Source organism: Rhizobium sp. GR12 (assembly GCF_036596185.1).
GTDB lineage: Bacteria > Pseudomonadota > Alphaproteobacteria > Rhizobiales > Rhizobiaceae > Agrobacterium > Agrobacterium nepotum.
The window spans coordinates 102,059-125,445 of sequence record NZ_JASXTH010000016.1; the positions used below are offsets into that span (position 1 = coordinate 102,059).

Genomic DNA, 23,387 nt, shown 5'->3' on the forward strand with positions numbered 1-23,387 from the left:
GTGTTCGGCTGGCCGCAACGATACATCAACGGATACATGTGTTCCACACGGCATGCGCTTGCGAGGGCGGACAAGCGGTCAAAGGCCTGCCCGCCGCGCCTATCTTATAGCCGTGTCCAGGTCTGCGATTTGCACAGGATCTTCAGCACGCAGCCCTTCATGCTCAGCGAGTTGCCGGAAACGGTGCCGGAGCCGCTATAGGTCTTGTCGTTGGCGGGATCGGTGATATCGCCGGCATAGCTGTTTCCCTTGCCGGAAAGCTTGCCGATCTGTTTTCCGGCATGTTTGCCGGTCTTCAGCGTCACGCAAAAGGCCGTGCCGCAGGGGCCGATTACGGCTGTCTCGCCGCTTGCCGTCTTCCAGTTGCCTTCAATCGGCTCGGCGGCAAAAGCAAGGTTGCCGCCCAGCATGAGGGCGGCGGCAATCATCATCACACGCTTCATAAAAACTCCTCCCGAAATTCGCACAGCCTCTCCTGAACCCGGTCAGGGACTATATGCGCAGATCCAAACCTCTTCGGCATGCCATACGCCATCCACGACGCATGGCCACCCTGCGGCGCAACGATTGCTCGCCACGTTCGCTTTGTCCTTTGCCTGTTTCATCCTCATGACAGGCAGGCGGATATTATTTTACGTTCACGTAAAAGGAAATAGAAATTTACGGCTGTGACGGGGGATTTGCACCTGCGGAACACGCGGAAGAGCGGGAAATTCGAAAATCGTTGTTTGGATCGTGGTGAATGAAGGGTTGAAATCCAATTCTAAAGTTTTCGTAAAATTCGCTCCAAAGTCCTTAATTTCCGCACCTTGTGATATTTAACAAAAACCCAATTTTACCAATCGTTTGCAGTTTGTTTGCCTCACATTAATCATGCCTTTTAAGCGCCCGTTGAAAGCCTCATGGCATATTGGGCTCATCAAAAGCGCAGGGAAAACCTGCCGGCCGGAAGAACAAAAAAGCCGCAAAAGACGGCAGTTCCAAAGGTTAGCCTCGACAAGAAGGCACTTGATGAAACAGGCGAGAAGACAGGGATTAAAACAATGGCACGCTTTGAAATTCGCGATATCGAAATGGCAGTTGCCGGTAGCGAAACCCGCGCCGACACCCTTTGCAATCTCGGCCTGGTCTATGCGACCGGCCGGGGATGCGAGGTGGATCTGGTCGCGGCTCACAAATGGCTCAACATCGCCGCGATCCGCGGATCGGAAAGAGCCGCCTCGCTGCGCGCTGATCTCGCCCGCAACATGACCAAGGCGGAACTGGCCGAAGCGCTGCGTGCCGCACGCGACTGGATGACGATGCACTAAAGCACCGCATCCGCGATAGAATTTCCGGTCCGGTTCCCTCCAGTCCCGAAGACCGGTGCAAACGAAAGTAAACCCGAAGGGGAATGCGGCGAGGGTTTCTGAAAAAGAAGCTTTTGCGCTGACACATCAAACCGCGACCGGCAGGAACAAGGCCGGCGCGGTTTTCTTATGTTTGGCGATATCGGTTGCTGGAAAACGATTCGCGAACAGTGGTTTGCGGGAGGGCGTTGAATCATCTTCACAGCACCCGACGTTCAGCTTGAACCTGATGCCGCAGGCTCATCGGGATGCTGTTGTTCTCCGTCATGCCGGACCTGATCCGGCATCCAGCCACGACGCGTCTGCGCCGTGAAAGAGTCTTTCATGATCAAGGACTTGATCATGCTGGATTCCGGCTCGAGGCCGAATGACGGAACGGGAGTTGCTAAACCTTACCCAAGCGCCTTGATGACCTTCGGTAGAGCCTGCTCGAAAAGATCGAGCTTGTCCTCCGGTCCCACACTCACGCGAACACAGCGGTTGAGCGGGGCAATGCCCGGCATGCGGATAAACACGCCATGGTCCATCAATCCGTCGACGATGGCGCGGGCATAGGTGCCGTCGCGATGGCAATCGATGGTGACGAAGTTGGTGGCGGAGGGCAGGGGTGAGAAGCCGTTGTCGCGGGCGATTGCGGAAATACGCTCGCGCGCGTCTGAAATTTTTCCGACAACCTCATGCAGATAGGCCTGATCCCTAAGTGCGGCCAGGGCGCCGGCGACCGAAATGCGCGCCATGCCGAAATGGTTGCGGATCTTGTCGAAGGCTTCGACATTGCCAAGCGTGCCGATGGCATAACCCACGCGGGCGCCGGCAAGCCCGTAGGCTTTCGAGAAAGTCCGCATACGCAGGATGTTCGGCTGGCCGACGAGCGTATCGATGACTGGCACGGCGCTGGCGGGCGCGGTTTCGCAATAGGCCTCGTCCAGAATGAGCAGGCAGGTTTCCGGCAGCGCGCGGGCAAAAGCCACGACCTCGCTTGCCTCCCACCAGCTTCCCATCGGGTTGTCTGGATTGGCGAAATAAACGAGCGGCGCATTTTCCCGGATAACCAGATCGAGAAGCCCGTCGAGATCCTCGTGATCGTCGACATAGGGCGTGGTCACGAGTTTTCCGCCAAAACCGTTCACATGGTAATTGAAGGTGGGATAACCGCCGAGCGACGTGACCACCGGCGTACCCGGCTCGACGATCAATCTGGCGATTTCGCCGAGCAACCCGTCCACACCGCAGCCGATGGCAATATTGTCGCGCGAGACGCCATGGTGGATGGCGAGCGCTTCCTTCAGCTCGAAATTCTCAGGATCGCTATACATCCATGTCTCGGCCGCCGCATCCCGCATGGCCAGAAGCACGGAAGGGGCGGGGCCGAAGCCGCTTTCATTGGCGCCTATCCGCGCTTCCACCTTCAGGCCACGGTTGCGCTCGATGGCTTCCGGGCCGACGAAAGGAACGGTTGAAGGAAGAGAGACGGCAAGCGGCGTAAGGCGTGAAAAGGATGACATTGTTGAATCCGATATGCAGTTGGGAAGGCTCGTTCTGACAAAGCGCAGTTTGCCACAATGAGTCAGATTTCCAACGGTTTGGAAACCCCCTCATGCCGGAATTTGCGCTCCTGTTGTAATGACGCTTGGTAGAAAATCGAGCTGCCCGGCCGGAAGCCGCTGGGGCGAGGCGATCGACTGCCACTATATTGTGCCCCACGCGCAAAAGCTTGTTGCAATTAATTCCTAATTGCAGAATATGGATGGAATAGTGAGTATAGTTATATTCTGCAAATAATTCTTAATTGCAATAATGAGCGCAAGGTCGGTGGGTTTTACGACAACAGCCGCTGCAAAAAATGGAAAGAAAGTTTCAAAATGGAGAAGAAGTCACCGACGCGGCCTGCGAGCGAACTGGTCAGTCGTAGAGGATTACTCGCCGGGGGACTGATCACTGCGGGCGGAGGCGCGCTTCTGGCAACGAACGCCTCCGGCCAGACCGCGCATTCGGGACACACAACAGCTGCGTCCGCCCCGGCGAGCGCTGCCGCCTCCACCCATGGCGCGCATGGATCGATGATGACGGTCGGCGAGGTTAATTCCGAAACCAACGGCTTCGATCCCCACGAGATGCTGACGGATTGGGAGACCGGCACGGTGGAGCGCACCGCTGACGGGCGCACCCTTCGCACCTTCGAGATTACCGCCGAGGACAAGGACATCGAGATCGCTCCCGGCGTCATGTTTCCGGCCTGGACCTATAATGGCCGCGTACCGGGACCGGCGCTGCGCGCCAAGGAAGGCGACCGTATCCGGGTGAATTTCAAGAATTACGGTTCCCACCCGCATTCCCTGCATTTCCACGGCATCCATTCGGCGCGGATGGACGGCATTCCCGGCACGCCGGGCATGGTCGATCCGGGCGGCGAATTCACCTACGAATTCGACGCCAAGCCTTTCGGCTGCCACCTGTATCATTGCCACAACGTGCCGCTGCGCCGGCACATGCACAAGGGCATGTATGGCGCCTTCATCATCGATCCCGATCCGGACCGGCATCCCGAACACGCCGATGTCGCGCGCTCGCGCCTGCTCGGCACGCCCGAAAACGCGGGCTGGCAGGAAATGGTGATGGTTTCGAACGCCTTCGACACCAATTTCGACGAGGACAACGAGTTCTACGCCGTCAACACCGTCGCGCATGCCTTCGCCAAAAAACCGATCAAAATTCTCCGCTCGAAGCCGGTGCGCATCTATCTCGTCAACGTGCTGGAGTTCGATCCGATCAACTCGTTCCACCTGCATGCGAATTTCTTCAACTACTTCAATCAGGGCACGACGCTGACGCCGACATTGCAGACTGTCGACCTCATTACCCAGTGCCAGGCGGAACGCGGCATTCTGGAATTCACCTTCGCCGAGCACGAACCCGGGCTCTATATGTTCCACCCCCACCAGACCGAATTCACCGAACTCGGCTGGATGGGCATGTTCGACGTCGTGGAGAAGCTGTCATGAATGTCATGGAAACGAAAACAACCGCACCCGCCCGTTCCGGCATCACCCTTGTCTGGATCGCCCTGCCGCTTCTGGCGCTCGCCGCCGCCATCGCCTGGATTTTTGTCGCCGATCCTCTCGGACGGATCGACAACGGCGCGCCGCCTGTCGAGAACCTGACCTTCGAGCGTACGATCCTCAACGACAAGGGCATGCAATTGCTGGTTCGGGCCGGCGGTTCGGAGCCGATGACGATCGCCCAGGTGCAGGTGGACGCCGCCTACTGGACATTCACCCAATCACCTCCGGGCGAAATCCCAAGAGGTTCGTCCGCCTGGCTGGATGTCGATTTTCCGTGGAACCTCGCCGACGCCCACGCCGTTCGCGTCGTGACCAATTCCGGCACCAGTTTCGATCATAAAATCGCCGTGGCGGTGCCGACCCCCACCGCGACATCGGGGCAACTCTGGACCCAGACGCTGATCGGCATCATCGTCGGGGTCATGCCGGTCGCGATCGGCCTGATGTTCTATCCTGCCCTGCGCAATGTCGGCCAAAGCGGCATGAATTTCCTTCTGGCGCTGACGATCGGCCTGCTGCTTTATCTTCTCATCGACATGACGGAAGAGGCGTTGGAAATCGCCGGTGAGACGGCCGCGCTTTTTCAGGGTCGGGTCATGGTCGTGCTCGGCGCTTTTGCGGCCTTCCTGGTCCTGATGGCGGTCGGCCGCCGGCATGGCACGCCCACCGGGCTGGCGCTCGCCACCTATATCGCGCTCGGCATCGGCCTGCACAATTTCGGCGAAGGGCTGGCGATCGGCGCGGCCTTTGCGGCAGGCTCTGCGGGGCTGGGCGCTTTCCTCGTGCTGGGCTTTGCGATCCACAACGTCACCGAAGGCATCGGCATTGCCGCGCCGATTCTCAAAAAGCGGCCGTCATTGTGGGTCTTCGCCGGACTGACCCTGCTGGCCGGCGGCCCGGCTGTGTTCGGCATGTGGCTCGGCAGCCTCGCTTATGCGCCGCATTGGACAGCCTTCGCGCTTGCCATCGGGGCGGGAGCCATCCTGCAGGTTATCGTCGAGGTCGCAGCCTATATGGCCCGCACCAACGGCCGGGACGTTGCTTCGCTGTCGTTGTCTCCAGCCGTCCTTAGCGGCCTCGCGGCAGGCGTATTGTTCATGTACGTCACGGCGGCCGTCGTGAAGATATGATAACGGCCGCCCTGACTTTCGACCTCCGGCTACGGTTGCAGTCGGTCGAAAGAGCAGGGCGGCAGACCCAAACGTCTGGACTGTCATAAGGCGTTGTGACGGCCTCCCGCCACCGCGCAGCCGCATTCTCTGAGCTGGATTTCGTAGGTGTTAGACGCTGGTCTCGAAGCTCAGCCGGCGCACATGGTGCAGGAATTCCGCATCGATCAGCATGTTAAAGCCGATGGTGACCTTTTCTTCCTCCCGGCGGATCATCGTGCAGCCGATCTCGTCGCGGATGCCGAGAATTTCCAGATAGAAATTGGCGGGCATCTCCAGATGCGGGCTGACCTCAAGCTCCGCACCATAAAGGGAGATGGTTCGCACGAGGCAGCGCATGGTGTCCTTCGCGCTGAGATGATGCCCGATGAAGGTGATCTTGCCGGGCCGGTCGATCTGAAATTTCTCATACTGCTCGTCCTGAGGGACGCTTTGATGGGGATTCATATGTAAAGCCATGACAACCTCCCGGATTGCCTTTTCCTAGTGCCGATTTTAACGCCGCTTCCTTGCCGATGGGTGAAGGAAATCCGCGCAATTGTCTGTTGTCCGTCTCGACATGGGCCAGATCGCCTTTCGCAAGCCGATGTTTCCCTTCAGGGAAATGCGCTCGGCTCCGTCCGGTTGCAGGGGTGTCGCAGTCTGTGCTGATAATGTGTCATGCTTGCACCGGGCTGGTGTCGCTGTGCGGTTGACGCGGGCCGTACTTGGCGTTACGCCTGATCCTGCAATATAGCTTCGCGAGGTGCGGCAGGATCGGCCGCTTGGCGATTGTTCTGGGAGTGGACTGTGACGGGAAGGCTGGTAATCGTCGGGGCGGGGCAGGCCGCTTTCGCGCTGGCGGCAAAGCTCAGGGCGCTGAAGGACGAACGCGCCATCACCATCATCGGCTCCGAGGACGCCTATCCCTACCAGCGGCCGCCGCTCTCGAAAAAATACCTTCTCGGCGAGATGACATTCGACCGGCTGATGTTCCGGCCGGAGGAATGGTACGCGGAAAACAATGTCGATATCCGGCTCTCCACCTGGGTGGAGGAGATCGACCGCTCCGCCAAATCCGTGCGTATGCAAGATGGCAGCACGCTTTCCTACGACAAGCTGGTGCTGGCGACCGGGGCAGCGCCCCGCCTGCTGCCCGCCAGCATTGGCGGTGATCTCGAAGGGGTTTTGACCGTTCGCGACAAGCGCGATGCCGACCTGCTGGTCGAGGAGATGAAGCCCGGTCGCAGGCTGCTAGTGATCGGCGGCGGTTATATCGGCCTGGAAGCGGCCGCCGTCGCCCGCAAGCTCGGTCTCGAGGTCACGCTCATCGAAATGGCCGATCGCATTCTCCAGCGCGTCGCGGCGAAGGAAACCGCCGACATCATGCGCGATATCCATCAGGCGCACGGCGTCTCCATCCGCGAAAAGACCGGCCTCGTGCGGCTTGTCGGCATGGAAGGCCGGGTGGCCGCCGCCGAGCTTTCGGACGGTTCGGTGCTCGATGTCGATTTTGTCATCGTCGGCATTGGCGTAACCCCGAACGACCGCCTTGCCCGCGAAACGGGCCTCGATGTCGGCAATGGCATCGTGGTGGACAGCTATACCCGCAGTTCGGACAAGGACATTCATGCGGTGGGCGATTGCGCGCTGCTGCCCTGGCGGGGCGAACATGTGCGCCTCGAATCGGTGCAGAACGCGGTCGATCAGGCCGAGGCCGCCGCTCTGGTCCTCGCTGGCGCCGATGTCGCCTATGACGCCAAGCCATGGTTCTGGTCGGATCAATACGAGGTGAAGCTGCAGATCGCCGGTTTCAATCTCGGTTACGACGAAACGGTCCTGCGCCGCGGCCCGCGCGAAGGCAGCTGGTCGGTCTGGTATTTCCGCGACGGGCGCTTCGTGGCCGTCGATGCCGTCAACGATGCCAAGGCCTATGTTGCCGGCAAGAAGCTGCTCGATACCGGCGCCGAGCCGGATCGCGCCATCCTGGCGGACTTGTCCGCCGATCTGAAATTACTGCTCTCCTGAGGAAAACATGCCCGCTCCCGAAAACCGTTTCAAAACCGCCATTCACGCGGGTAAGCCGCAAATTGGCCTCTGGCTGGATATGGGCGAGGCCATCACGGCGGAAATCGCCGGAACGGCCGGGTTCGATTGGCTGGTGATAGATGGCGAGCACGGGCCGAACGATCTGCGCAGCATCATCGACCAGTTGCGGGCGCTTGCCACCTCACCGGCGGAACCGGTGGTGCGCGTGCCTGTCGGCGAAAGCTGGATGATCAAGCAGCTGCTGGACGCGGGCGCGCGCACGCTTCTGGTGCCGATGGTCGATTCGGCTGATCAGGCTGAAGGTTTGGTCAGCGCAATGCATTATCCGCCACGCGGCATTCGTGGCATGGGGGCGGCCGTTGCCCGCGCGTCAGCCTTCAACACCATCTCGGATTATGCGGAAAGCGCTTCCGACAGCGTTTGTCTGCTGGTTCAGGCCGAAACGCGGGCCGCAATCGACGATCTCGACAATATCCTGGCGGTGGAGGGCGTGGATGGCGTCTTTATCGGCCCGGCCGATCTGGCGGCGGATATGGGCTATCTTGGCAAGCTGGATGAGCCGGAAGTGCAGGCAGTGATCGAAGCCGCGATCGTCAAGATCGTCGCAGCCGGCAAGGCCGCCGGTATCCTGACCTTCAACGAGACCTTCAATCGCCGTTATCTGGAACTCGGCGCGTCTTTCGTCGCGGTCGGCGCGGATGTGACGGAGTTCGCCAACACGCTGCGTTCTCTCTCCGCCCGCTACAAGGGTGGGGCAGCGCCCGCACCGGCGAAATCCGGCTATTAAACTCAATCGTCGTTGCTGGCGTTCAGCTTTTCCGGCGGAATGCCTTCTTCGCCGGAGGCGAGATAACCCGTATTTATAAGGGCGGCGCGGATGATGCGCTGGATGGCCTCATCCCTGTCGATGCCGTGATCTCTCGCAAAATCCGACAATGCCTCTTCAAGATCGTCACTGAACAGCATTCCGCCCCCCGTTTTCGTGTCCTTGAAATCAATGCGAACAGGCAAGGCGGAATGCGTCTCGCCTTGCCTGGATACGGTCTTTATAAGCGGCGATCAACGCCAGCGATAAAGGCTGCTGTTCGAGGAGCTATGCTGCGAGCCGGAGCCGATCGCATAACCGATCGCGAAACCGAGTGCGCCGACGATCGTCAGCAGCGAGGTTGCGGTGCCTGGGTTTTCCTTGACCGCCTCCACGACATTCTGGCCCTGGGCGCGGACATTATGCGCTGCCTTGCGAACGCGGCCACGCGCCTCATCCAGAAATTCCGACGCATCCTCGCCGACACCCTCCGCGCGGGCGGAAACGGATTTGGAGAGAGACGAAATTTGCGAGCGCAACTCGGCAATCTGGTTTTCGATCGTATCTTCGACAACATTCAGTTTTGTCTGAGCCATTAGAACACCTCTTTTGTTACCGAAGCGAGAACGTGCCGGCAGACAAGAAGTTCCCGAATGGCCCCGCAAAGTTTCGCCGGACGATCTTCGACCAACAGGTTTTTCGGCTTCTTTTCGAAAAAGCCTTGCATTCATTTTTTTTACGCAATAATCAGGCCGCACCGGAGAGGTGGCCGAGTGGTCGAAGGCGCTCCCCTGCTAAGGGAGTATACGTCAAAAGCGTATCGTGGGTTCGAATCCCATCCTCTCCGCCATCCCTTGTCGATACCGGATATCGCTCAGGACGGCAGCCGTCGCCATGCAGAACGGCACTTCATCAAATTCAGCCAAACGGTTTGACGAACGTCCTTTTAACATCCCCGTCGCGGATGTTTACGACGAACCTCCGTTCTCCAGAAGAATCCTTGTCAGCGCTTCGGGAGCAATCCTCGGGATGTCATGCGCACGATCAAGCTGATGGGTGTTCCAATTTGGGTCGTGCCTGAGCCGTTGGTAAAGATCATCGAATGGACTTCCCTCCCAGTGTGCGGCAACGAAGGTCTTGCGGGGAACGTCCCGCCATCAAACGCGATGCGCCATCTCCCCATATAATCACCGCACCAACCACCGGCCCTTCATTGTCCTGCGCAATGTCTTGCGACGGCATAGCGGACGCTAATCGGCGCGCCGGATGACGTGTTGGAGCCCGCTCCCCGAATCGTTGAGGGTGAATCGGCAGCGAGTCGCAGGTGTTTCACCATGCGCCGCACCGGATAATGCCAAGGGCAGGGTCGGAAGGAGGTGAAAATTTCGACTATCCCCGCCCGGCGAGGCAAGGGATCGCCGAAAAGAGCGATAGTTTAGAAAGACCTTGTTAACCGCGCTAACTAACGGATTCTCAAGCAATTTCTTAACGCAAGGTAAAGCTGTCCCTGGGTTGGGTGCGCTCTGTGTGTTGTTTCCGCAACAAAGCGAAATGAAGCATATACGCAAATGCCCTTAATCGGGGTTTGGCGATTGCATGCGGTGAAACCTTTTGTATTTTCACGACCAGAAGCGAGGCGGTGGATCGTTTGGCTTCTAAGAACACGGGAATGGGGCAGGGAATGCTGTCCTTCGGCAAAAAAGTACCCAAACCCACTTAAAAACTTTGACTGGAGGTCAATCATGAACATCAAGAGCCTTCTCATCGGCTCCGCTGCGGCTCTCGCAGCAGTATCCGGCGCTCACGCTGCCGACGCTATCGTCGCTGCTGAGCCTGAGCCCCTGGAATACGTTCGCGTTTGCGACGCTTTCGGCACCGGCTTCTTCTACATCCCCGGCACCGAAACCTGCCTGAAGTTCGACGGTTACATCCGTTTCCAGACCGACTTCGGCCGTAACAAGTCCGGCACGTCTGACTGGGATTCGTTCACACGCGCTCAGTTCAACATCGACACCCGCACCGACACCGAACTCGGCGCTCTGCGTGGCTACATCGGCTTCCGCGGCCAGGCTGACAACGACAGCAACCGTGGCGTTGTTGTCGACCAGGCGTTCATCGAACTCGGCGGCCTCAAGGTCGGTTACTACTACAACTGGTGGGATGATGGTCTCTCCGGCGAAGTCGATAGCCTTTCTTCGAACGCTACCCGTCTGAACGCCATCCGTTACACCTACGACGCTGGCTCCTTCTACGCTGGTGTTGCTGTTGAAGAACTGGAAGGCCTGCGTTCGGGCTCCAACATCTCCAACGACATCGTTAAGGGCGGTTCGTTCGAAAACCCGAACAACGTTGGTATCTCCGCTATCGTTGGCGCCAAGTTCGGTGCTGTAAGCGCGAACGTTCTCGGCGGCTACGACACCGATCAGGAAGAAGGCGCAATCCGCGCTATCGTAACGGCTGACATCGGCCCCGGCACCCTCGGCCTCTCTGGCGTTTGGGCTTCTGGCGCGAACAGCTACTACGAAGAGTCCGAGTGGACCGTTGCTGCTGAATACGCCATCAAGGCAACTGACAAGCTGACCATCACCCCCGGCTTCCAGTACTTCAACACCATCGACCTCGGCGCCAACAACGACTGGGTTGGCGATCGCGATGCATGGCGCGCTGGTGTAGCTGTTGGCTACAAGATCACCCAGGGCCTCTCCACGCTCGTTTCGGTTAACTACCAGGACGTAGACGGCACCGAAGGTGTTGACTCCGGCGCTGGCGACAGCTGGGTTGGTTTCGTTCGCCTTCAGCGCACGTTCTAATCTGATCTGACATTGTCAGTGATGGAAAGCCCGGCTCTCGAGCCGGGCTTTTTTGTTTGAATGCATGTTAACCCAAGCCGGGCTACCTAAATGTCGATCGCCGTGGTGTTTGGACGCTCCGGCGACTTCGCTTCATAAAATAAAATGGACGATTCGCATCGATGCTGATTCGCTCGGCATTCAAGCATTTGCAGCCTATCGAACGGGGAGGCTGGGAGGGCTTACGTTCTCGACTGATTCTCACTCCCGAATAGAAGTCCTGATTTCCATCAATGGAAGCGCGTTTTTGACGATTTTCCGTGGTTCGACGATGTCAAAATTCTGGCGATTGATGAGCTTCGCTCCGGCGGTGTTCCCGCAATTTCTGTTAAGTCGCTGAAAATCATGAATTATTAACGATTTGTTAGGAAAGGCGGTCCGTCGGTTAGAATTGTAGCTATTTCGCAACAATGCAAAACTAAGGACACCTTACTGTCTTCCTTTCGTCATGATTACGATTGCCTGTCCGGCCGGTTTTGGCTCTAATCATCTCCATAAGCGGCACGCATTTATTTGTGTATCCCACCCGTCGCTTAGAAAATTAGCGTTTGACTGGAGGTCAACCATGAACATCAAGAGCCTTTTGATCGGCTCCGCTGCCGCTCTCGCAGCAGTATCCGGCGCTCACGCTGCCGACGCTATCGTCGCTGCTGAGCCTGAGCCCCTGGAATACGTTCGCGTTTGCGACGCTTTCGGCACCGGCTTCTTCTACATCCCCGGCACCGAAACCTGCCTGAAGTTCGGCGGTTACATCCGTTTCCAGACCGACTTCGGTCGTAACCAGTCTGGCACGTCTGACTGGGATTCGTTCACGCGCGCTCAGTTTGAAATTGACACCCGCACCGACACCGAACTCGGCGCTCTGCGCGGTTTCATCGGTCTGCGCGGTCAGGCTGACAACGACAGCAACCGTGGCGTCAATGTCGACCAGGCATTCATCGAACTCGGCGGCCTGAAGGTCGGTTACATGTACACCTGGTGGGATGACGATCTCTCCGGCGAAACCGATATCCTGTCTTCGAACTCGACCCGTTCGAACGCTCTGCGTTACACCTACGATGCCGGTTCCTTCTATGCAGGCATTTCGGTTGAAGAACTGGAAACCGCACTTGACACCGTTTCGAACCTCGGCATTGCCAAGGGTGGCTTCATCGAAGGCCCGAACAACGTTGGCGTAAGCGGTATCATCGGTGCCAAGTTTGGCGCAGTTAGCGCAAACCTGCTCGGCAGCTATGACACAGACCAGGAAAACGGTGCAATCCGTGCAATCCTCACGGCTGACGTCGGTCCGGGCACATTTGGCCTCTCCGGCGCATGGGCTTCCGGTGCAAACTCTTACTACGAAGAGTCTGAGTGGACGGTTGCTGCTGAATACGCCATCAAGGCAACTGACAAGCTGACGATCACCCCCGGCGCACAGTACTTCGGTACGGTTGACATCGGTGCTGACAACGACTTCGTTGGTGACCGCGATGCATGGCGCGCTGGCGTAACGCTGGACTACCAGATCACGCAGGGCCTCGCTACCAAGGTTGCTGTTAACTACCAGGACGTTGACGGCACCGAAGGTGTTGACACCGGTGCTGGCGACCAGTGGACCGGCTTCGTTCGCCTTCAGCGCACGTTCTAATCTGATCTGACATTGTCAGTGATGGAAAGCCCGGCTCTCGAGCCGGGCTTTTTCGTTTGAACATCTTCAAAAGCCTAAACGCCCATCGGCAGCAGACCGAAAAACAAAAAAAAGCACCGGGCCAGCCGGTGCTTCGATGTTCCTGGAGCGATCAGCCGATGATCCCGGCTCTTATCCCGCCCGTCCGTGGCGCAGGTCGTCGACGATATCGGCGTTTTGCCCGAGGCGGGTCTTGTAGACCTGATAATTCTCCATCACCCGCTGCACGTAGTTGCGCGTTTCGGGGAAGGGGATGCGCTCGATCCAGTCCACTACTTCGTCGATAGGTTTGCCGCGCGGGTCGCCATATCGGGCGATCCATTCCGGTACGCGCTTCGGCCCGGCATTATAGGCGATGAAGGTGAGGATATAGGAGCCGCCGAAACTGTCGATCTGCTCGCCGAGATAATGGGCGCCGAGCGTGGCGTTATATCCGGCATCGCCGGTCAGCATCGCCGGCGTGTAAGGCAGGCCGTGGCGTCCGGCCACGCCCTTGGCGGTTCCCGGCAGCAATTGCAGCAGCCCGCGGGCATTGGCGGCGGAGACGGCGGCCGGGTTGAAGGCGCTTTCCTGCCGGGCGATGGCATAGGCGAGCGCCTTGCCGGAACCGGCAATATTGGCGCTGGCGGGAATGACGCCGAGCGGGTAGGCGAGGGCTGCCGCATCGATGCCACGGCTGAAGGCCGTCTTACCGATTTGCAGCGAGACCTGATGGTTGCCGTTGCTCTCCGCCCGCGCCGAGAGAATTGCGAGTTCGCCGGGGCTGTCGAGCTGTTCCGCCAGCGATCGGTAAAGGCTGTCGGCCCGCCAGCCATAACCCGCCGCTTCCAGCCGGTCGATGGCGCGCACCGCTTCGCGGCCGATAAAACGTTCGCGATCAGTGCCGCTCGGGCTGGGATAGGTGACGTTCAGCGTCTTTGCGCCGATCCGTGCGGCGGCAAGCTGGCCGTAAAAGGTACCGGGATGGGCGGCGGCTCTGGTGAAGAAATCGCGGGCATCGCCCGGTCCACCCGCTTCCGCCGCCCGCCCGAGCCAATAATAGGCGCGCGAGGCCGAAAGCGGCCGGTTCGAGGTCTGCAAAAGCGTATTGAAATGACGCGAAGCAGTCGCGGGATCGCGCAGCGCCCGCAGCGCATACCAGCCGGCATGAAATTCCGCATCGGCAATATCGACGGCGGAGGTGGCCGAATGATTGGCGACGATGCGATAGGCTTCGGAAAAATCACCGAGATCGGCAAGGCCGCGCGCGATGATGCGCCGCTCGTTCCACCATTCGCCGGGATTGACGAGTTTTGCCGCTTCCTTCGGGGCCTGCTTCAGAAGTGCTGCGGCTTCGGGATATTTCTGCTGGTTGCGGAAATTCTCGATGCGCGCGAAGAGAAAGGTGGGGTCGCCGCGCCAGTTGGCGTCGACCTTGCCCAAAAGGGCCGTGGCATTGCCCGATCGCTGCAACACGGCGGCCCAGGCATTGTAGAGCGACTGCGCCTTGCCCAGATCGCCGAAACGCTTCGCCTGGCCGATGCGGCTGCGATACATCAGGTAATCCATGCGCGCCTTCTGATCGGCGGGCGTCAGATAGGTGGGGAACTCGGCAAGAACACGGTCTTCCATGTCCTTGTCCATGCCTTCGCTGACCCAGAGCTGGCGGATGAGGCTTTGTGATTCGGCAACCTTGCCGGAAGAAGCGAGAGCCCTTGCCAGCACCACGCTGCCCTCGGCGGTTTCCGGCCGGCCGCTGGCGAAGGCGGCAAGCACCTGGGGCGCCGGCGGATCTTCACGGTAAAGCGCTTTTTCGGAATTGGCCCGCAGCGTTGCCGCGCCCGGCCAGCCGGTCAGCTCGCGCTCAGCTGCGGCGATCTCGGCGGAAGGCACATCCTTCTGGCCGGAAACGGCAATCGCCCAGGACAGAATATGCCGGTCGAGGCTTCCCGACGGCATGGCGTTGCGAAGAGTGATGGCTCGAGCCGCGTCGCGACCTGAAAGGGCGTCCAGTCCGGCTTTAAGCTGGCTGGCGTCATCAGGACGGTTGAGGCGCGGTATTGCGCCGGTGATTTCGGGGGAGGCGGGCATGAAGGCCGGAACGGCAGGCGCATCCGGCTTCACATAGGGAAGCGGTACGACGCCTTCCGGCGCCGGCTGTGCCAATGCGCTCCAAACGCTTGCGGTAAGACCCGCCGCTATCAAACCCAGAACTGTGTTCTTCATACCGCTCTTCATGACCAGACGGAAACAATCGACCCTGTTGTATTGTCGTTTCATTGCAGCGGGATTGTGAAATTCGCCCCAAGGCGTTTCGCTTGATATCCCGCTCTGGAATCTACGGAATTTGTGCTTAACGAAATCTTACTTTCCGCCGCGCGACCCAATCAACTTTTATTCACCGGTCCGCGAGCGGAGCGGAATGCCGCCGCGTGGTTTTTGGCCCGCCGCGTGAGGCTCCCCGACTGTCACACTTCCGACAATTTCGGACAAAATAGGCTGCCTTTGCGCTTGTCGGCGCAAGGGGCTGGCACTAATGTGTGCCGGTTTTAACCATCGAATGCGGCCGAAGCGTGAACCGGCTCGGCAGCCAGGAGCTTTGCATGTTCAAGGGATCAATTCCCGCCCTCATTACCCCGTTCACGGACAATGGCGCCGTGGACGAACAGGCGTTTGCCGCCCATGTGGAATGGCAGATCGCCGAAGGCAGCAACGGTCTTGTGCCGGTGGGCACGACGGGGGAGTCTCCAACCCTCTCCCACGACGAACACAAACGTGTCGTCGAGCTGTGCATCGAGGTAGCGGCGAAACGGGTTCCTGTCATCGCGGGCGCTGGCTCCAACAATACCGATGAGGCGATCGAGCTTGCCCTGCACGCGCAGGATGCCGGCGCGGACGCGCTGCTGGTGGTCACACCTTATTACAACAGGCCGACGCAGAAGGGGCTTTTCGCCCATTTTTCCGCCGTTGCCGAAGCGGTGAAACTGCCGATCGTCATCTACAATATCCCGCCGCGCTCGGTGGTGGACATGTCGCCGGAAACCATGGGCGCGCTGGTCAAGGCGCATAAGAACATCGTCGGCGTCAAGGATGCGACGGGCAAGCTCGATCGCGTTTCCGAACAGCGCATTTCCTGCGGCAAGGATTTCATCCAGCTGTCAGGTGAGGACGGCACCGCGCTCGGCTTCAATGCCCATGGCGGCGTCGGCTGCATTTCCGTCAGCGCCAATGTCGCGCCGCGCCTCTGTGCCGAATTCCAGGCGGCGATGCTTGCGGGCGACTATGCCAAGGCGCTGGAGTACCAGGATCGCCTGATGCCGCTGCACAGGGCCATCTTCATGGAACCCGGTGTCTGCGGCACCAAATATGCGCTCTCGAAGACGCGTGGCGGCAACCGCAAGGTTCGCTCGCCGTTGATGAGCACGCTGGAACCCGCAACGGAAGCGGCGATCGACGCGGCGCTGAAACATGCCGGCCTGACCAACTAAGGGAAACGGCAAACATTTTAAGGCGCGCGGAACGGCTTTGCGAAACGAAGCCGTTCCGCGCGCCTTTCCTTTTTGCCGTGACGATACTAAATAGAGGTCTGGAAACCGCCATTGGTGGATAAGCCACAGGCGCAATAAGAAAAATCAGGGATTGAAATATCATGGCCCCCAGAGGCAGCCAGCGCGTTGTAAACAAGATCGTTGCGGAAAATCGCAAGGCCCGTTTCAACTACGAAATCATGGATACCTATGAGGCAGGCATCGTGCTGACCGGCACCGAGGTCAAGTCGCTGCGTGAAGGCAAGGCGAACATTGCCGAGTCCTATGCATCGGATGAGGGCGAGGAAATCTGGCTCATCAATTCCCACTTGCCGGAATATCTGCAGGCCAACCGGTTCAACCATGAGCCGCGCCGCCGCCGCAAGCTGCTTTTGAACAAGCGCGAGATCAACCGGCTGCGCGTCGGTATCAACCGCGAGGGCATGACGCTGGTGCCGCTCAAGATCTATTTCAACGAAAAAGGCCGTGCGAAGCTGGAACTGGCGCTGGCCAAGGGCAAGAAGCTGCACGACAAGCGCGAGACGGAAAAAGAACGCGACTGGAACAGGCAGAAATCGCGGCTGCTGAAGGGGAACAACGCCTAAAGCCTACTCCCTCGTTCCTGTGCTTGTCACAGGAATCCAGCAGCCGCGCGTCTGCGCGGCGAGAGAGTTCTTTTCAGCCCAAGGACTTGGGCTGGCTGGATCCCGGCTCAAGGCCGGGATGACGGGCGTGTGTTTCCGCCAGTGGCGACCCCTTACGCCGCCCGATAAGTCCGCTCCACATAAGACGTCGATGCCGAAACGCTGAATCTGCTGACAAGTGCGGCAAGATTGGCGCTGACGTCGCTGAGATTATGCGTGGCCGCATTGGTTTCCTCCACCATGGCGGCGTTCTTCTGGGTCAGATTGTCCATGCTGTTGATGGCAGCGCTGATTTCCTGAATGCCGATGGACTGTTCCTGCGCCGCCTTGGTCAGCGAGGCGATATGATCCTGGATATGATCCACCTTGTTGCCGATCGTATTCAGGGATTCGCCGGTTTTGTTGACCAGTGAGACGCCCTTCATCACATCCTCGGAGGATTTGGTGATGAGGGTCTTGATTTCCTTGGCGGCATTGGCCGAACGCTGCGCCAGCTCGCGCACTTCCTGTGCGACGACGGCAAAACCCTTACCCGCTTCGCCGGCGCGCGCGGCTTCCACGCCGGCATTCAACGCCAGAAGATTGGTCTGGAACGAAATCTCGTCGATGACGGAAATGATCTGGGTAATCTTCTGCGATGATTCCTCGATGGCGCCCATCGCTTTCACCGCTTCCGTCACCACATCCCGCGACCGCGCCGCCTCGACAGCCGAGCTTTCGACGATGGTCTTGGCCTCTTCGGAGCGCTGCGCCGAAAGTTTGGAAATGGTGGTGATTTCCTCCACGGCGGCGGCGGTTTGCTCAAGGGCGGCCGCCTGCTGCTCCGTCCTGCGCGCCATGTCGTCGGTTGCCGATGTCAGTTCGCGCGTATTGCCGGAAATCTTGTCGGCTTCCTCGACGATCTGCGAAAACGCACTCGAGAGATTACCGACCGCAACGTTGAAATTGGCGATCAGCCCATCGAATTGCGGTGCGGTCTTTTCCTTGATGCTGGAGGTGAGGTCGCCATTCGCCAGCTTGTTGAGGGCGTTGTTGAGCAATTCGAGAACCTGCTCCTGTTCTTTCTTCATCTGCGCCTGCTGTTCCTCGACCTTCAGCCGCTCGGCGGCAAGCACGTCGAGGTAAACAGAAATTGAATAGTCCATGTCGAGAAGGGCGGCCTTGATGGTCACCGTCAGGGCGTCCTTCAGCTTCCGGGCCTTCTTGTCCACGAAAAGGCCCTTCAGCTCCGAATCGATGACAGCCTTGACGATGCCATCAAGCATCAGCGCATAACCGCCAATATACCATCTCGGCTCCAGACCCAGCCTTGCATGGGTACGGCCGATGGCCGTCACGGCGTCGGTATAGTCCTCGTTGAAGGTGCCTGAGGTGATTCTCGTCCAGTGTTTCAGCTGCATGCTCTTGGCGTGCTGGATATGGGCGTCGTTCGTGAAGAACTTTGCCGTCTCGGGCACCGTGCGAACCTTCGCATAAAACCGATCGAGGGAGGCGTCGAGAGAACCGGTGATGACACCCTTGATGTCGGAAAGTTTTTGCCGTTGCTCGTGGCCAAGCCCCAGAAAATTCAGTCTTTCGTCGAGTTGTCGATTGGTTTTCACTTGGCCATGCATGTCTGAACATCCTGATTTGACACCGAAAATCACATCGTTGGTGTCGTTGGGTGATTTAGACACGTCTAAAATTAACCAAGATATAATTTTGACCGGCCGAATTTGACACTTGCTAATTTCAAGGGGAATTTTTCCGGCTGCGACACTGGGCCATGACGCCCAAACGAAAACGCGCCCGTCTTTTCAGACGGACGCGTTCTCATTGTGTGAGCCTCGTAAAGACCGGATCAGATCGCTTCCGGGCTTTCGACGTGGCGGGCAGGGCGCTCGTTCGGGTCACGCCCGATTTCGGCCTTCAAAGTCATGAGATCAATGAAGTGATCGGCCTGCCTGCGCAGATCGTCGGCAATCATTGCGGGCTGCGTTGCCATGGTGGAAACCACGGAAACCTTGCGGCCCTTGCGCTGAATGGCGTCCACCAGCTTGGTGAAATCGCCGTCGCCGGAAAACAGAACCAGATGATCGACGGTCTCGGACTGTTCCATGGCATCGACAGCGAGTTCGATATCCATGTTGCCCTTGATCTTGCGGCGGCCGAGCGCGTCGGTGAATTCCTTCGCCGGCTTCGTCACGACCTTGTAGCCGTTATAATCCAGCCAGTCGATCAAAGGACGGATCGAGGAATATTCCTGATCCTCGATCAAGGCGGTGTAATAATAGGCGCGCAGCAGGTATCCGCGCTTCTGAAACGCCTTTAGAAGCTTGCGATAGTCAATATCGAACCCCAGGCTTTTAGATGCTGCATAAAGATTGGCTCCGTCTATAAAGAGCGCAATTTTCTCCCGTGGATCGAACATTCCATCCCATTCCTTTTTTGGAAAGGCCATTGCCTGGCTTTTATTTCCGGTCGAAAGCGAAAAAATATGTCGTATTCAACGAGTTTCGCGCATCGCCGTTGCGTTTTAAGTAAGCTACCTTCCCGCGTATTCCAAGACAAATCTGCTAGACATTTTGTTCCCGAGCCGCCAAACTTGGCGAATAAGGTGCCAAAAGACGCCAAACACAGGAAAAACTTGAATTCCGCGGCCAATGGCTGTATCGGAAGCCGGACAGCACCGTCGCGAGAGATCATTAGTGTTTTTCGCAAATCACGAGGCGCAGATTCAATAGGTTAGAGTGGCCCTTGTGCATCCGCAAGAACGCACGGCGCTTTGATCGGCGACATCACGACCCATAAAGGACAGGCAATGGCCCGCGTCACAGTAGAAGATTGCATTGATAAAGTAGACAACCGTTTCGAGCTGGTCCTTCTCGCCAGCCACCGTGCGCGCCAGATTTCCCAGGGCTCGTCCATCACGATTGACCGCGATAACGACAAGAACCCGGTCGTGGCGCTGCGCGAAATCGCCGATGAGACGCTTTCGCCTGACGATCTGAAGGAAGACCTCATCCATTCGCTGCAGAAGCATGTGGAAGTGGACGAGCCGGAGCCCGATCCGGTCACGCTCGCAGCCTCGGCCTCTACCGATGGCGAAGACGACGACCAGCCGGAAACCGTCACTTTCGACCAGATGTCGGAAGAAGAACTGCTGGCCGGTATCGAAGGCCTTGTGCCGCCGGAAAAAAATGACGACTATTGATTAACTTTATGACGCCATTGGCGGGCGGTGGTTACCGTCTGTCAATATATGCCGTCATAATCTGATCCTTATTGATGCAGCATTGTGCGCCGACCCTCGGGTTGGCGCGCTTTCTTTTTGTGGAATATCGCATGATGCGGCAATACGAACTCGTCGAGCGAGTTCAAAAATATAAACCGGATGCGAATGAGGCCCTGCTGAACAAGGCCTATGTTTATGCCATGCAGAAACACGGCCAGCAAAAGCGGGCCAATGGCGACCCCTATATCTCGCATCCGCTGGAAGTTGCCGCCATCCTGACGGAAATGCATCTCGACGAATCGACCATCGCGGTGGCGCTGCTGCACGATACGATCGAGGACACCACCGCCACCCGCGCTGAGATCGATGAGCTTTTCGGCGAGGATATTGGCCGGCTCGTGGAAGGGCTGACCAAGCTCAAGAAGCTCGATCTCGTGACCCGCAAGGCCAAGCAGGCCGAAAACCTGCGCAAGCTGCTGCTGGCCATTTCCGACGACGTGCGCGTTCTTCTGGTCAAGCTCGCCGACCGCCTGCACAATATGCGCACCATGGAATATATGCCGGCTGACAAGCGCAGCCGCATTTCCGAAGAGACCATGGAAATCTATGCGCCGCTTGCCGGCCGCATGGGCATGCAGGACATGCGCGACGAGCTGGAGGACCTGTCCTTCCGTTATCTCAACCCGGAAGCCTATGAGACGGTGACCAACCGCCTGCAGGAACTGGAGACGCGCAACGAGGGGCTGATCAAGAAGATCGAGGACGAGTTGCGCGAGCTTCTTGTCGCGAACGGCCTGATCGGGGCAAACGTCAAGGGGCGTCAGAAGAAGCCCCATTCGGTGTTCCGCAAGATGCAGTCGAAGTCGCTTTCTTTCGAGCAGCTTTCCGATGTCTACGGTTTCCGCATTCTGGTGGATGATATTCCTGCCTGCTACCGGGCGCTGGGCATCGTGCATACCCGCTGGCGCGTGGTGCCGGGCCGCTTCAAGGATTACATCTCCACGCCGAAGCAGAACGACTATCGCTCCATTCACACCACCATCGTTGGCCCCTCGCGCCAGCGTATCGAGTTGCAGATCCGCACCAAGCGCATGCATGAGATCGCCGAATTCGGCATTGCCGCCCATGCGCTTTATAAGGATGGCGAAAACGGGGAGGGCGATCTGCTCTCACGGGAAAGCAACGCCTATTCCTGGCTGCGCCACACCATCGAATCGCTGGCCGAAGGCGACAGCCCGGAAGAATTCCTCGAACATACCAAGCTGGAACTCTTCCAGGATCAGGTGTTCTGCTTCACGCCCAAGGGCAAGCTGATCGCGCTGCCGCGCGGCGCCACACCCATCGATTTCGCTTACGCGGTGCACACCAATATCGGCGACACCACTGTTGGCGCCAAGATCAACGGGCGGATCATGCCGCTCGTGACCCGGCTTAACAACGGCGACGAGGTGGAGATCATCCGCTCGGGCGTGCAGGTGCCGCCTGCCGCATGGGAAGAGGTGGTTGTGACGGGCAAGGCCCGCTCGGCCATCCGCCGCGCCACCCGCATGGCCATCCGCAAGCAATATTCCGGCCTCGGCTATCGTATTCTGGAACGCACCTTTGAGCGTGCCGGCAAAGCCTTCTCGCGTGACGCGCTGAAGCCCGTGCTGCATCGCCTGGCGCAGAAGGATGTGGAAGACGCAATCGCCGCCGTCGGGCGCGGCGAAGTCTCCTCGCTCGATGTGTTGCGTGCGGTCTATCCTGATTACCAGGACGAGCGCGTGACGGTGAAGATGACCGGCGACGACGGCTGGTTCAACATGCGCAGCGCTTCCGGCATGGTGTTCAAGATCCCCGGAAAGTCGCGCTCCGTTCTGGAGGACGATGGCGCGACTGAAATGCTTGATGGACCCGATCCGCTGCCCATCCGTGGCCTTTCCGGCAATGTCGACGTGCATTTCGGTGCCGCCGGCGCCGTTCCCGGTGACCGCATCGTCGGCATCATGGAAAAAGGCAAGGGCATCACCATCTATCCCATTCAGGCGCCGGCGTTGCAGCGTTTCGACGATGAGCCTGAGCGCTGGATCGATGTCCGCTGGGATCTGGACGAGGCGAACAAGTCGCGTTTCATGGCGCGGGTCATGATCAATGCGCTGAACGAGCCGGGCACGCTCGCCTCGGTCGCGCAATCGATCGCGACGCTGGACGTCAATATACGTGGCCTCAACATGGTCCGCATCGGCACGGATTTCTCCGAACTGGCGCTGGATGTCGAAGTCTGGGATTTGCGGCAATTGAACCAGCTATTGTCGCAGCTCAAGGATCTCGATTGCGTATCGACTGTCACACGTGCCTTCGATTGAGGCATTTTTGATCATTCTGATATCATCGAAGGCTGTTGTTATGCGTTGAACGCATGGCAGCGGCCTTTTCCTGTCTCTGGTCGCAGGGGTGGTTTACGACTATCTTCCTCTCAGAAATTGAAAACGGAAAACGCGGCGTGCCGGTGGTTCTTCACCGATGAGAAACGCCACTTCCAAACTGAAAGGACATGAAACCATGTTTACTCCCCTTCGCAAGATCGCCCGTGCTGTTCGTGGCAAGACCACTCAGGAACGCGAATTCGAATATCTCAGCGGCTCCGTGTCGAATGTCGACCTCGAATTCCGTCAGCGCGAAATCGACCGCGGCATGTTCCGCCGGTAATGCACTCAGCGCATGGCAGCCTTTCGCCATGCGTATGCGATAAGCCGGTGCAGCCGTTATCGGCCAGTGCATCCTGCGTTTCGCAAATCTATCTGAATGCGCGCTACAAACGGGTGTTCACCGCTGTCCGGTCTAAATGACAGGGCGTCCTGCTTTTGCAACGAATTTGACGGCGAGAGGGTGCTTGTTTCCTCGACGTCATCCTTGGGCTTGTCCCAAAGATCTAATCACGTTGAATTAAATCAATCGGTTGCAGATCCTCGGGTCAAGCCCACTACTGTCCGGTTTAAATTTTGTAGACAAGGCGCACGGTGTTGATTCTACTTATGTTCGAGCGTTTGGCGACGATCTCGGACACGAAGGGAAGCAACACCGTGCGGCACAAGAATAGCGTTTTTCATGAT

Annotated in this window: 21 protein-coding genes and 1 tRNA gene; 14 read left to right on the forward strand and 8 right to left on the reverse strand. The window is 58.4% G+C overall.

Annotation, left to right across the window (positions count from 1 at the left end):
- Positions 1–104: 104 nt before the first annotated feature.
- Complete coding sequence (locus QSK43_RS23520) at positions 105–443, reverse strand: DUF2147 domain-containing protein (protein WP_045017054.1); 339 nt, start codon at positions 441–443, stop codon at positions 105–107.
- 600 nt (positions 444–1,043) lie between these two features.
- On the opposite strand from QSK43_RS23520, the gene QSK43_RS23525 reads away from it, so the two are divergent.
- Positions 1,044–1,310 carry a sel1 repeat family protein gene (locus tag QSK43_RS23525; RefSeq protein WP_045017053.1) on the forward strand — a complete coding sequence of 89 codons (267 nt, stop codon included), beginning with the start codon at positions 1,044–1,046 and terminating at the stop codon, positions 1,308–1,310.
- Between the two features lie 55 nt (positions 1,311–1,365).
- The gene (locus QSK43_RS23530; RefSeq protein WP_332305500.1) at positions 1,366–1,662 is read left to right on the forward strand and encodes a hypothetical protein; all 297 of its coding nucleotides are present in this window, start codon (positions 1,366–1,368) and stop codon (positions 1,660–1,662) included.
- Between the two features lie 79 nt (positions 1,663–1,741).
- Here the strand turns inward: QSK43_RS23530 and QSK43_RS23535 are convergent, their stop codons facing one another.
- Positions 1,742–2,854 carry a pyridoxal phosphate-dependent aminotransferase gene (locus QSK43_RS23535; RefSeq protein ID WP_332305501.1) on the reverse strand — a complete coding sequence of 371 codons (1,113 nt, stop codon included), beginning with the start codon at positions 2,852–2,854 and terminating at the stop codon, positions 1,742–1,744.
- Between the two features lie 357 nt (positions 2,855–3,211).
- Here QSK43_RS23535 and QSK43_RS23540 point away from each other — a divergent pair, with 357 nt between their 5' ends.
- The gene (locus QSK43_RS23540) at positions 3,212–4,351 is read left to right on the forward strand and encodes a multicopper oxidase domain-containing protein (protein WP_332305502.1); all 1,140 of its coding nucleotides are present in this window, start codon (positions 3,212–3,214) and stop codon (positions 4,349–4,351) included.
- On the forward strand, positions 4,348–5,541 hold the full coding sequence (locus QSK43_RS23545; protein WP_332305503.1) for a ZIP family metal transporter: 1,194 nt from the start codon (positions 4,348–4,350) through the stop codon (positions 5,539–5,541). The genes QSK43_RS23540 and QSK43_RS23545 overlap by 4 nt, the downstream gene beginning before the upstream one ends.
- A gap of 150 nt (positions 5,542–5,691) precedes the next feature.
- Here the strand turns inward: QSK43_RS23545 and QSK43_RS23550 are convergent, their stop codons facing one another.
- Positions 5,692–6,039, reverse strand: coding sequence for a hypothetical protein (locus QSK43_RS23550; protein WP_332305504.1), 348 nt, complete (start codon positions 6,037–6,039; stop codon positions 5,692–5,694).
- A 330-nt stretch (positions 6,040–6,369) separates the two neighbouring features.
- On the opposite strand from QSK43_RS23550, the gene QSK43_RS23555 reads away from it, so the two are divergent.
- On the forward strand, positions 6,370–7,587 hold the full coding sequence (locus QSK43_RS23555) for an NAD(P)/FAD-dependent oxidoreductase (protein WP_332305505.1): 1,218 nt from the start codon (positions 6,370–6,372) through the stop codon (positions 7,585–7,587).
- Between the two features lie 7 nt (positions 7,588–7,594).
- Positions 7,595–8,395: an HpcH/HpaI aldolase/citrate lyase family protein gene (locus tag QSK43_RS23560; protein WP_332305506.1), complete on the forward strand. Its 801-nt coding sequence runs from the start codon at positions 7,595–7,597 to the stop codon at positions 8,393–8,395.
- Positions 8,396–8,397: 2 nt separating this feature from the next.
- Here QSK43_RS23560 and QSK43_RS23565 read toward each other — a convergent pair whose 3' ends face one another.
- A complete protein-coding gene (locus tag QSK43_RS23565) occupies positions 8,398–8,574 on the reverse strand; it encodes a hypothetical protein (protein ID WP_167341578.1) in 177 nt (58 codons plus the stop codon).
- 93 nt (positions 8,575–8,667) lie between these two features.
- On the reverse strand, positions 8,668–9,009 hold the full coding sequence (locus QSK43_RS23570; protein WP_332305507.1) for a hypothetical protein: 342 nt from the start codon (positions 9,007–9,009) through the stop codon (positions 8,668–8,670).
- Positions 9,010–9,172: 163 nt separating this feature from the next.
- Between QSK43_RS23570 and QSK43_RS23575 the strand changes: the two genes are divergently transcribed.
- The 3 genes from QSK43_RS23575 (at position 9,173) to QSK43_RS23585 (ending at position 12,892) form a co-directional block, all read left to right on the forward strand.
- Positions 9,173–9,263: transfer RNA gene (locus QSK43_RS23575), tRNA-Ser, on the forward strand.
- A gap of 892 nt (positions 9,264–10,155) precedes the next feature.
- Complete coding sequence (locus tag QSK43_RS23580; protein ID WP_045017042.1) at positions 10,156–11,223, forward strand: porin; 1,068 nt, start codon at positions 10,156–10,158, stop codon at positions 11,221–11,223.
- Positions 11,224–11,827: 604 nt separating this feature from the next.
- Positions 11,828–12,892: a porin gene (locus QSK43_RS23585; RefSeq protein ID WP_045017041.1), complete on the forward strand. Its 1,065-nt coding sequence runs from the start codon at positions 11,828–11,830 to the stop codon at positions 12,890–12,892.
- Between the two features lie 171 nt (positions 12,893–13,063).
- Here the strand turns inward: QSK43_RS23585 and QSK43_RS23590 are convergent, their stop codons facing one another.
- A complete protein-coding gene (locus QSK43_RS23590; RefSeq protein WP_332305508.1) occupies positions 13,064–15,136 on the reverse strand; it encodes a lytic transglycosylase domain-containing protein in 2,073 nt (690 codons plus the stop codon).
- Positions 15,137–15,513: 377 nt separating this feature from the next.
- Between QSK43_RS23590 and dapA the strand changes: the two genes are divergently transcribed.
- Positions 15,514–16,398, forward strand: coding sequence for a 4-hydroxy-tetrahydrodipicolinate synthase (gene dapA, locus QSK43_RS23595; protein WP_045017315.1), 885 nt, complete (start codon positions 15,514–15,516; stop codon positions 16,396–16,398).
- 161 nt (positions 16,399–16,559) lie between these two features.
- The gene (gene smpB, locus QSK43_RS23600; RefSeq protein WP_045017037.1) at positions 16,560–17,042 is read left to right on the forward strand and encodes an SsrA-binding protein SmpB; all 483 of its coding nucleotides are present in this window, start codon (positions 16,560–16,562) and stop codon (positions 17,040–17,042) included.
- 152 nt (positions 17,043–17,194) lie between these two features.
- Here the strand turns inward: smpB and QSK43_RS23605 are convergent, their stop codons facing one another.
- Together QSK43_RS23605 and QSK43_RS23610 are read right to left on the reverse strand one after the other, a co-directional pair.
- Positions 17,195–18,694, reverse strand: a complete 1,500-nt coding sequence (locus QSK43_RS23605; protein WP_332305509.1) for a globin-coupled sensor protein — start codon at positions 18,692–18,694, stop codon at positions 17,195–17,197.
- 227 nt (positions 18,695–18,921) lie between these two features.
- Positions 18,922–19,491 (reverse strand): LabA-like NYN domain-containing protein, encoded by a 570-nt coding sequence (locus QSK43_RS23610; RefSeq protein WP_045017313.1) that lies wholly within the window; start codon positions 19,489–19,491, stop codon positions 18,922–18,924.
- Positions 19,492–19,881: 390 nt separating this feature from the next.
- Here QSK43_RS23610 and rpoZ point away from each other — a divergent pair, with 390 nt between their 5' ends.
- The 3 genes from rpoZ (at position 19,882) to QSK43_RS23625 (ending at position 22,983) form a co-directional block, all read left to right on the forward strand.
- Positions 19,882–20,274, forward strand: a complete 393-nt coding sequence (rpoZ, locus tag QSK43_RS23615; RefSeq protein ID WP_045017311.1) for a DNA-directed RNA polymerase subunit omega — start codon at positions 19,882–19,884, stop codon at positions 20,272–20,274.
- 131 nt (positions 20,275–20,405) lie between these two features.
- Positions 20,406–22,640 carry a RelA/SpoT family protein gene (locus QSK43_RS23620; protein WP_045017308.1) on the forward strand — a complete coding sequence of 745 codons (2,235 nt, stop codon included), beginning with the start codon at positions 20,406–20,408 and terminating at the stop codon, positions 22,638–22,640.
- Positions 22,641–22,836: 196 nt separating this feature from the next.
- Positions 22,837–22,983 (forward strand): hypothetical protein, encoded by a 147-nt coding sequence (locus QSK43_RS23625; protein ID WP_052679647.1) that lies wholly within the window; start codon positions 22,837–22,839, stop codon positions 22,981–22,983.
- Positions 22,984–23,387 lie beyond the last annotated feature (404 nt).

What these genes read in the sequence shown, in the direction of transcription:
- QSK43_RS23580 (WP_045017042.1), top strand. Translation starts at nt 10,156, where the DNA reads ATGAACATCAAGAGCCTTCTCATCGGCTCCGCTGCGGCTCTCGCAGCA.
- smpB (WP_045017037.1), top strand. Translation starts at nt 16,560, where the DNA reads ATGGCCCCCAGAGGCAGCCAGCGCGTTGTAAACAAGATCGTTGCGGAA.
- QSK43_RS23520 (WP_045017054.1), bottom strand. Translation starts at nt 443, where the DNA reads ATGAAGCGTGTGATGATGATTGCCGCCGCCCTCATGCTGGGCGGCAAC.
- QSK43_RS23570 (WP_332305507.1), bottom strand. Translation starts at nt 9,009, where the DNA reads ATGGCTCAGACAAAACTGAATGTTGTCGAAGATACGATCGAAAACCAG.
- QSK43_RS23550 (WP_332305504.1), bottom strand. Translation starts at nt 6,039, where the DNA reads ATGGCTTTACATATGAATCCCCATCAAAGCGTCCCTCAGGACGAGCAG.
- QSK43_RS23560 (WP_332305506.1), top strand. Translation starts at nt 7,595, where the DNA reads ATGCCCGCTCCCGAAAACCGTTTCAAAACCGCCATTCACGCGGGTAAG.
- QSK43_RS23585 (WP_045017041.1), top strand. Translation starts at nt 11,828, where the DNA reads ATGAACATCAAGAGCCTTTTGATCGGCTCCGCTGCCGCTCTCGCAGCA.
- QSK43_RS23620 (WP_045017308.1), top strand. Translation starts at nt 20,406, where the DNA reads ATGATGCGGCAATACGAACTCGTCGAGCGAGTTCAAAAATATAAACCG.
- QSK43_RS23605 (WP_332305509.1), bottom strand. Translation starts at nt 18,694, where the DNA reads ATGCATGGCCAAGTGAAAACCAATCGACAACTCGACGAAAGACTGAAT.
- QSK43_RS23610 (WP_045017313.1), bottom strand. Translation starts at nt 19,491, where the DNA reads ATGTTCGATCCACGGGAGAAAATTGCGCTCTTTATAGACGGAGCCAAT.
- dapA (WP_045017315.1), top strand. Translation starts at nt 15,514, where the DNA reads ATGTTCAAGGGATCAATTCCCGCCCTCATTACCCCGTTCACGGACAAT.
- QSK43_RS23565 (WP_167341578.1), bottom strand. Translation starts at nt 8,574, where the DNA reads ATGCTGTTCAGTGACGATCTTGAAGAGGCATTGTCGGATTTTGCGAGA.
- QSK43_RS23535 (WP_332305501.1), bottom strand. Translation starts at nt 2,854, where the DNA reads ATGTCATCCTTTTCACGCCTTACGCCGCTTGCCGTCTCTCTTCCTTCA.
- QSK43_RS23625 (WP_052679647.1), top strand. Translation starts at nt 22,837, where the DNA reads ATGTTTACTCCCCTTCGCAAGATCGCCCGTGCTGTTCGTGGCAAGACC.
- QSK43_RS23590 (WP_332305508.1), bottom strand. Translation starts at nt 15,136, where the DNA reads ATGAAGAACACAGTTCTGGGTTTGATAGCGGCGGGTCTTACCGCAAGC.
- QSK43_RS23525 (WP_045017053.1), top strand. Translation starts at nt 1,044, where the DNA reads ATGGCACGCTTTGAAATTCGCGATATCGAAATGGCAGTTGCCGGTAGC.
- rpoZ (WP_045017311.1), top strand. Translation starts at nt 19,882, where the DNA reads ATGGCCCGCGTCACAGTAGAAGATTGCATTGATAAAGTAGACAACCGT.
- QSK43_RS23540 (WP_332305502.1), top strand. Translation starts at nt 3,212, where the DNA reads ATGGAGAAGAAGTCACCGACGCGGCCTGCGAGCGAACTGGTCAGTCGT.
- QSK43_RS23545 (WP_332305503.1), top strand. Translation starts at nt 4,348, where the DNA reads ATGAATGTCATGGAAACGAAAACAACCGCACCCGCCCGTTCCGGCATC.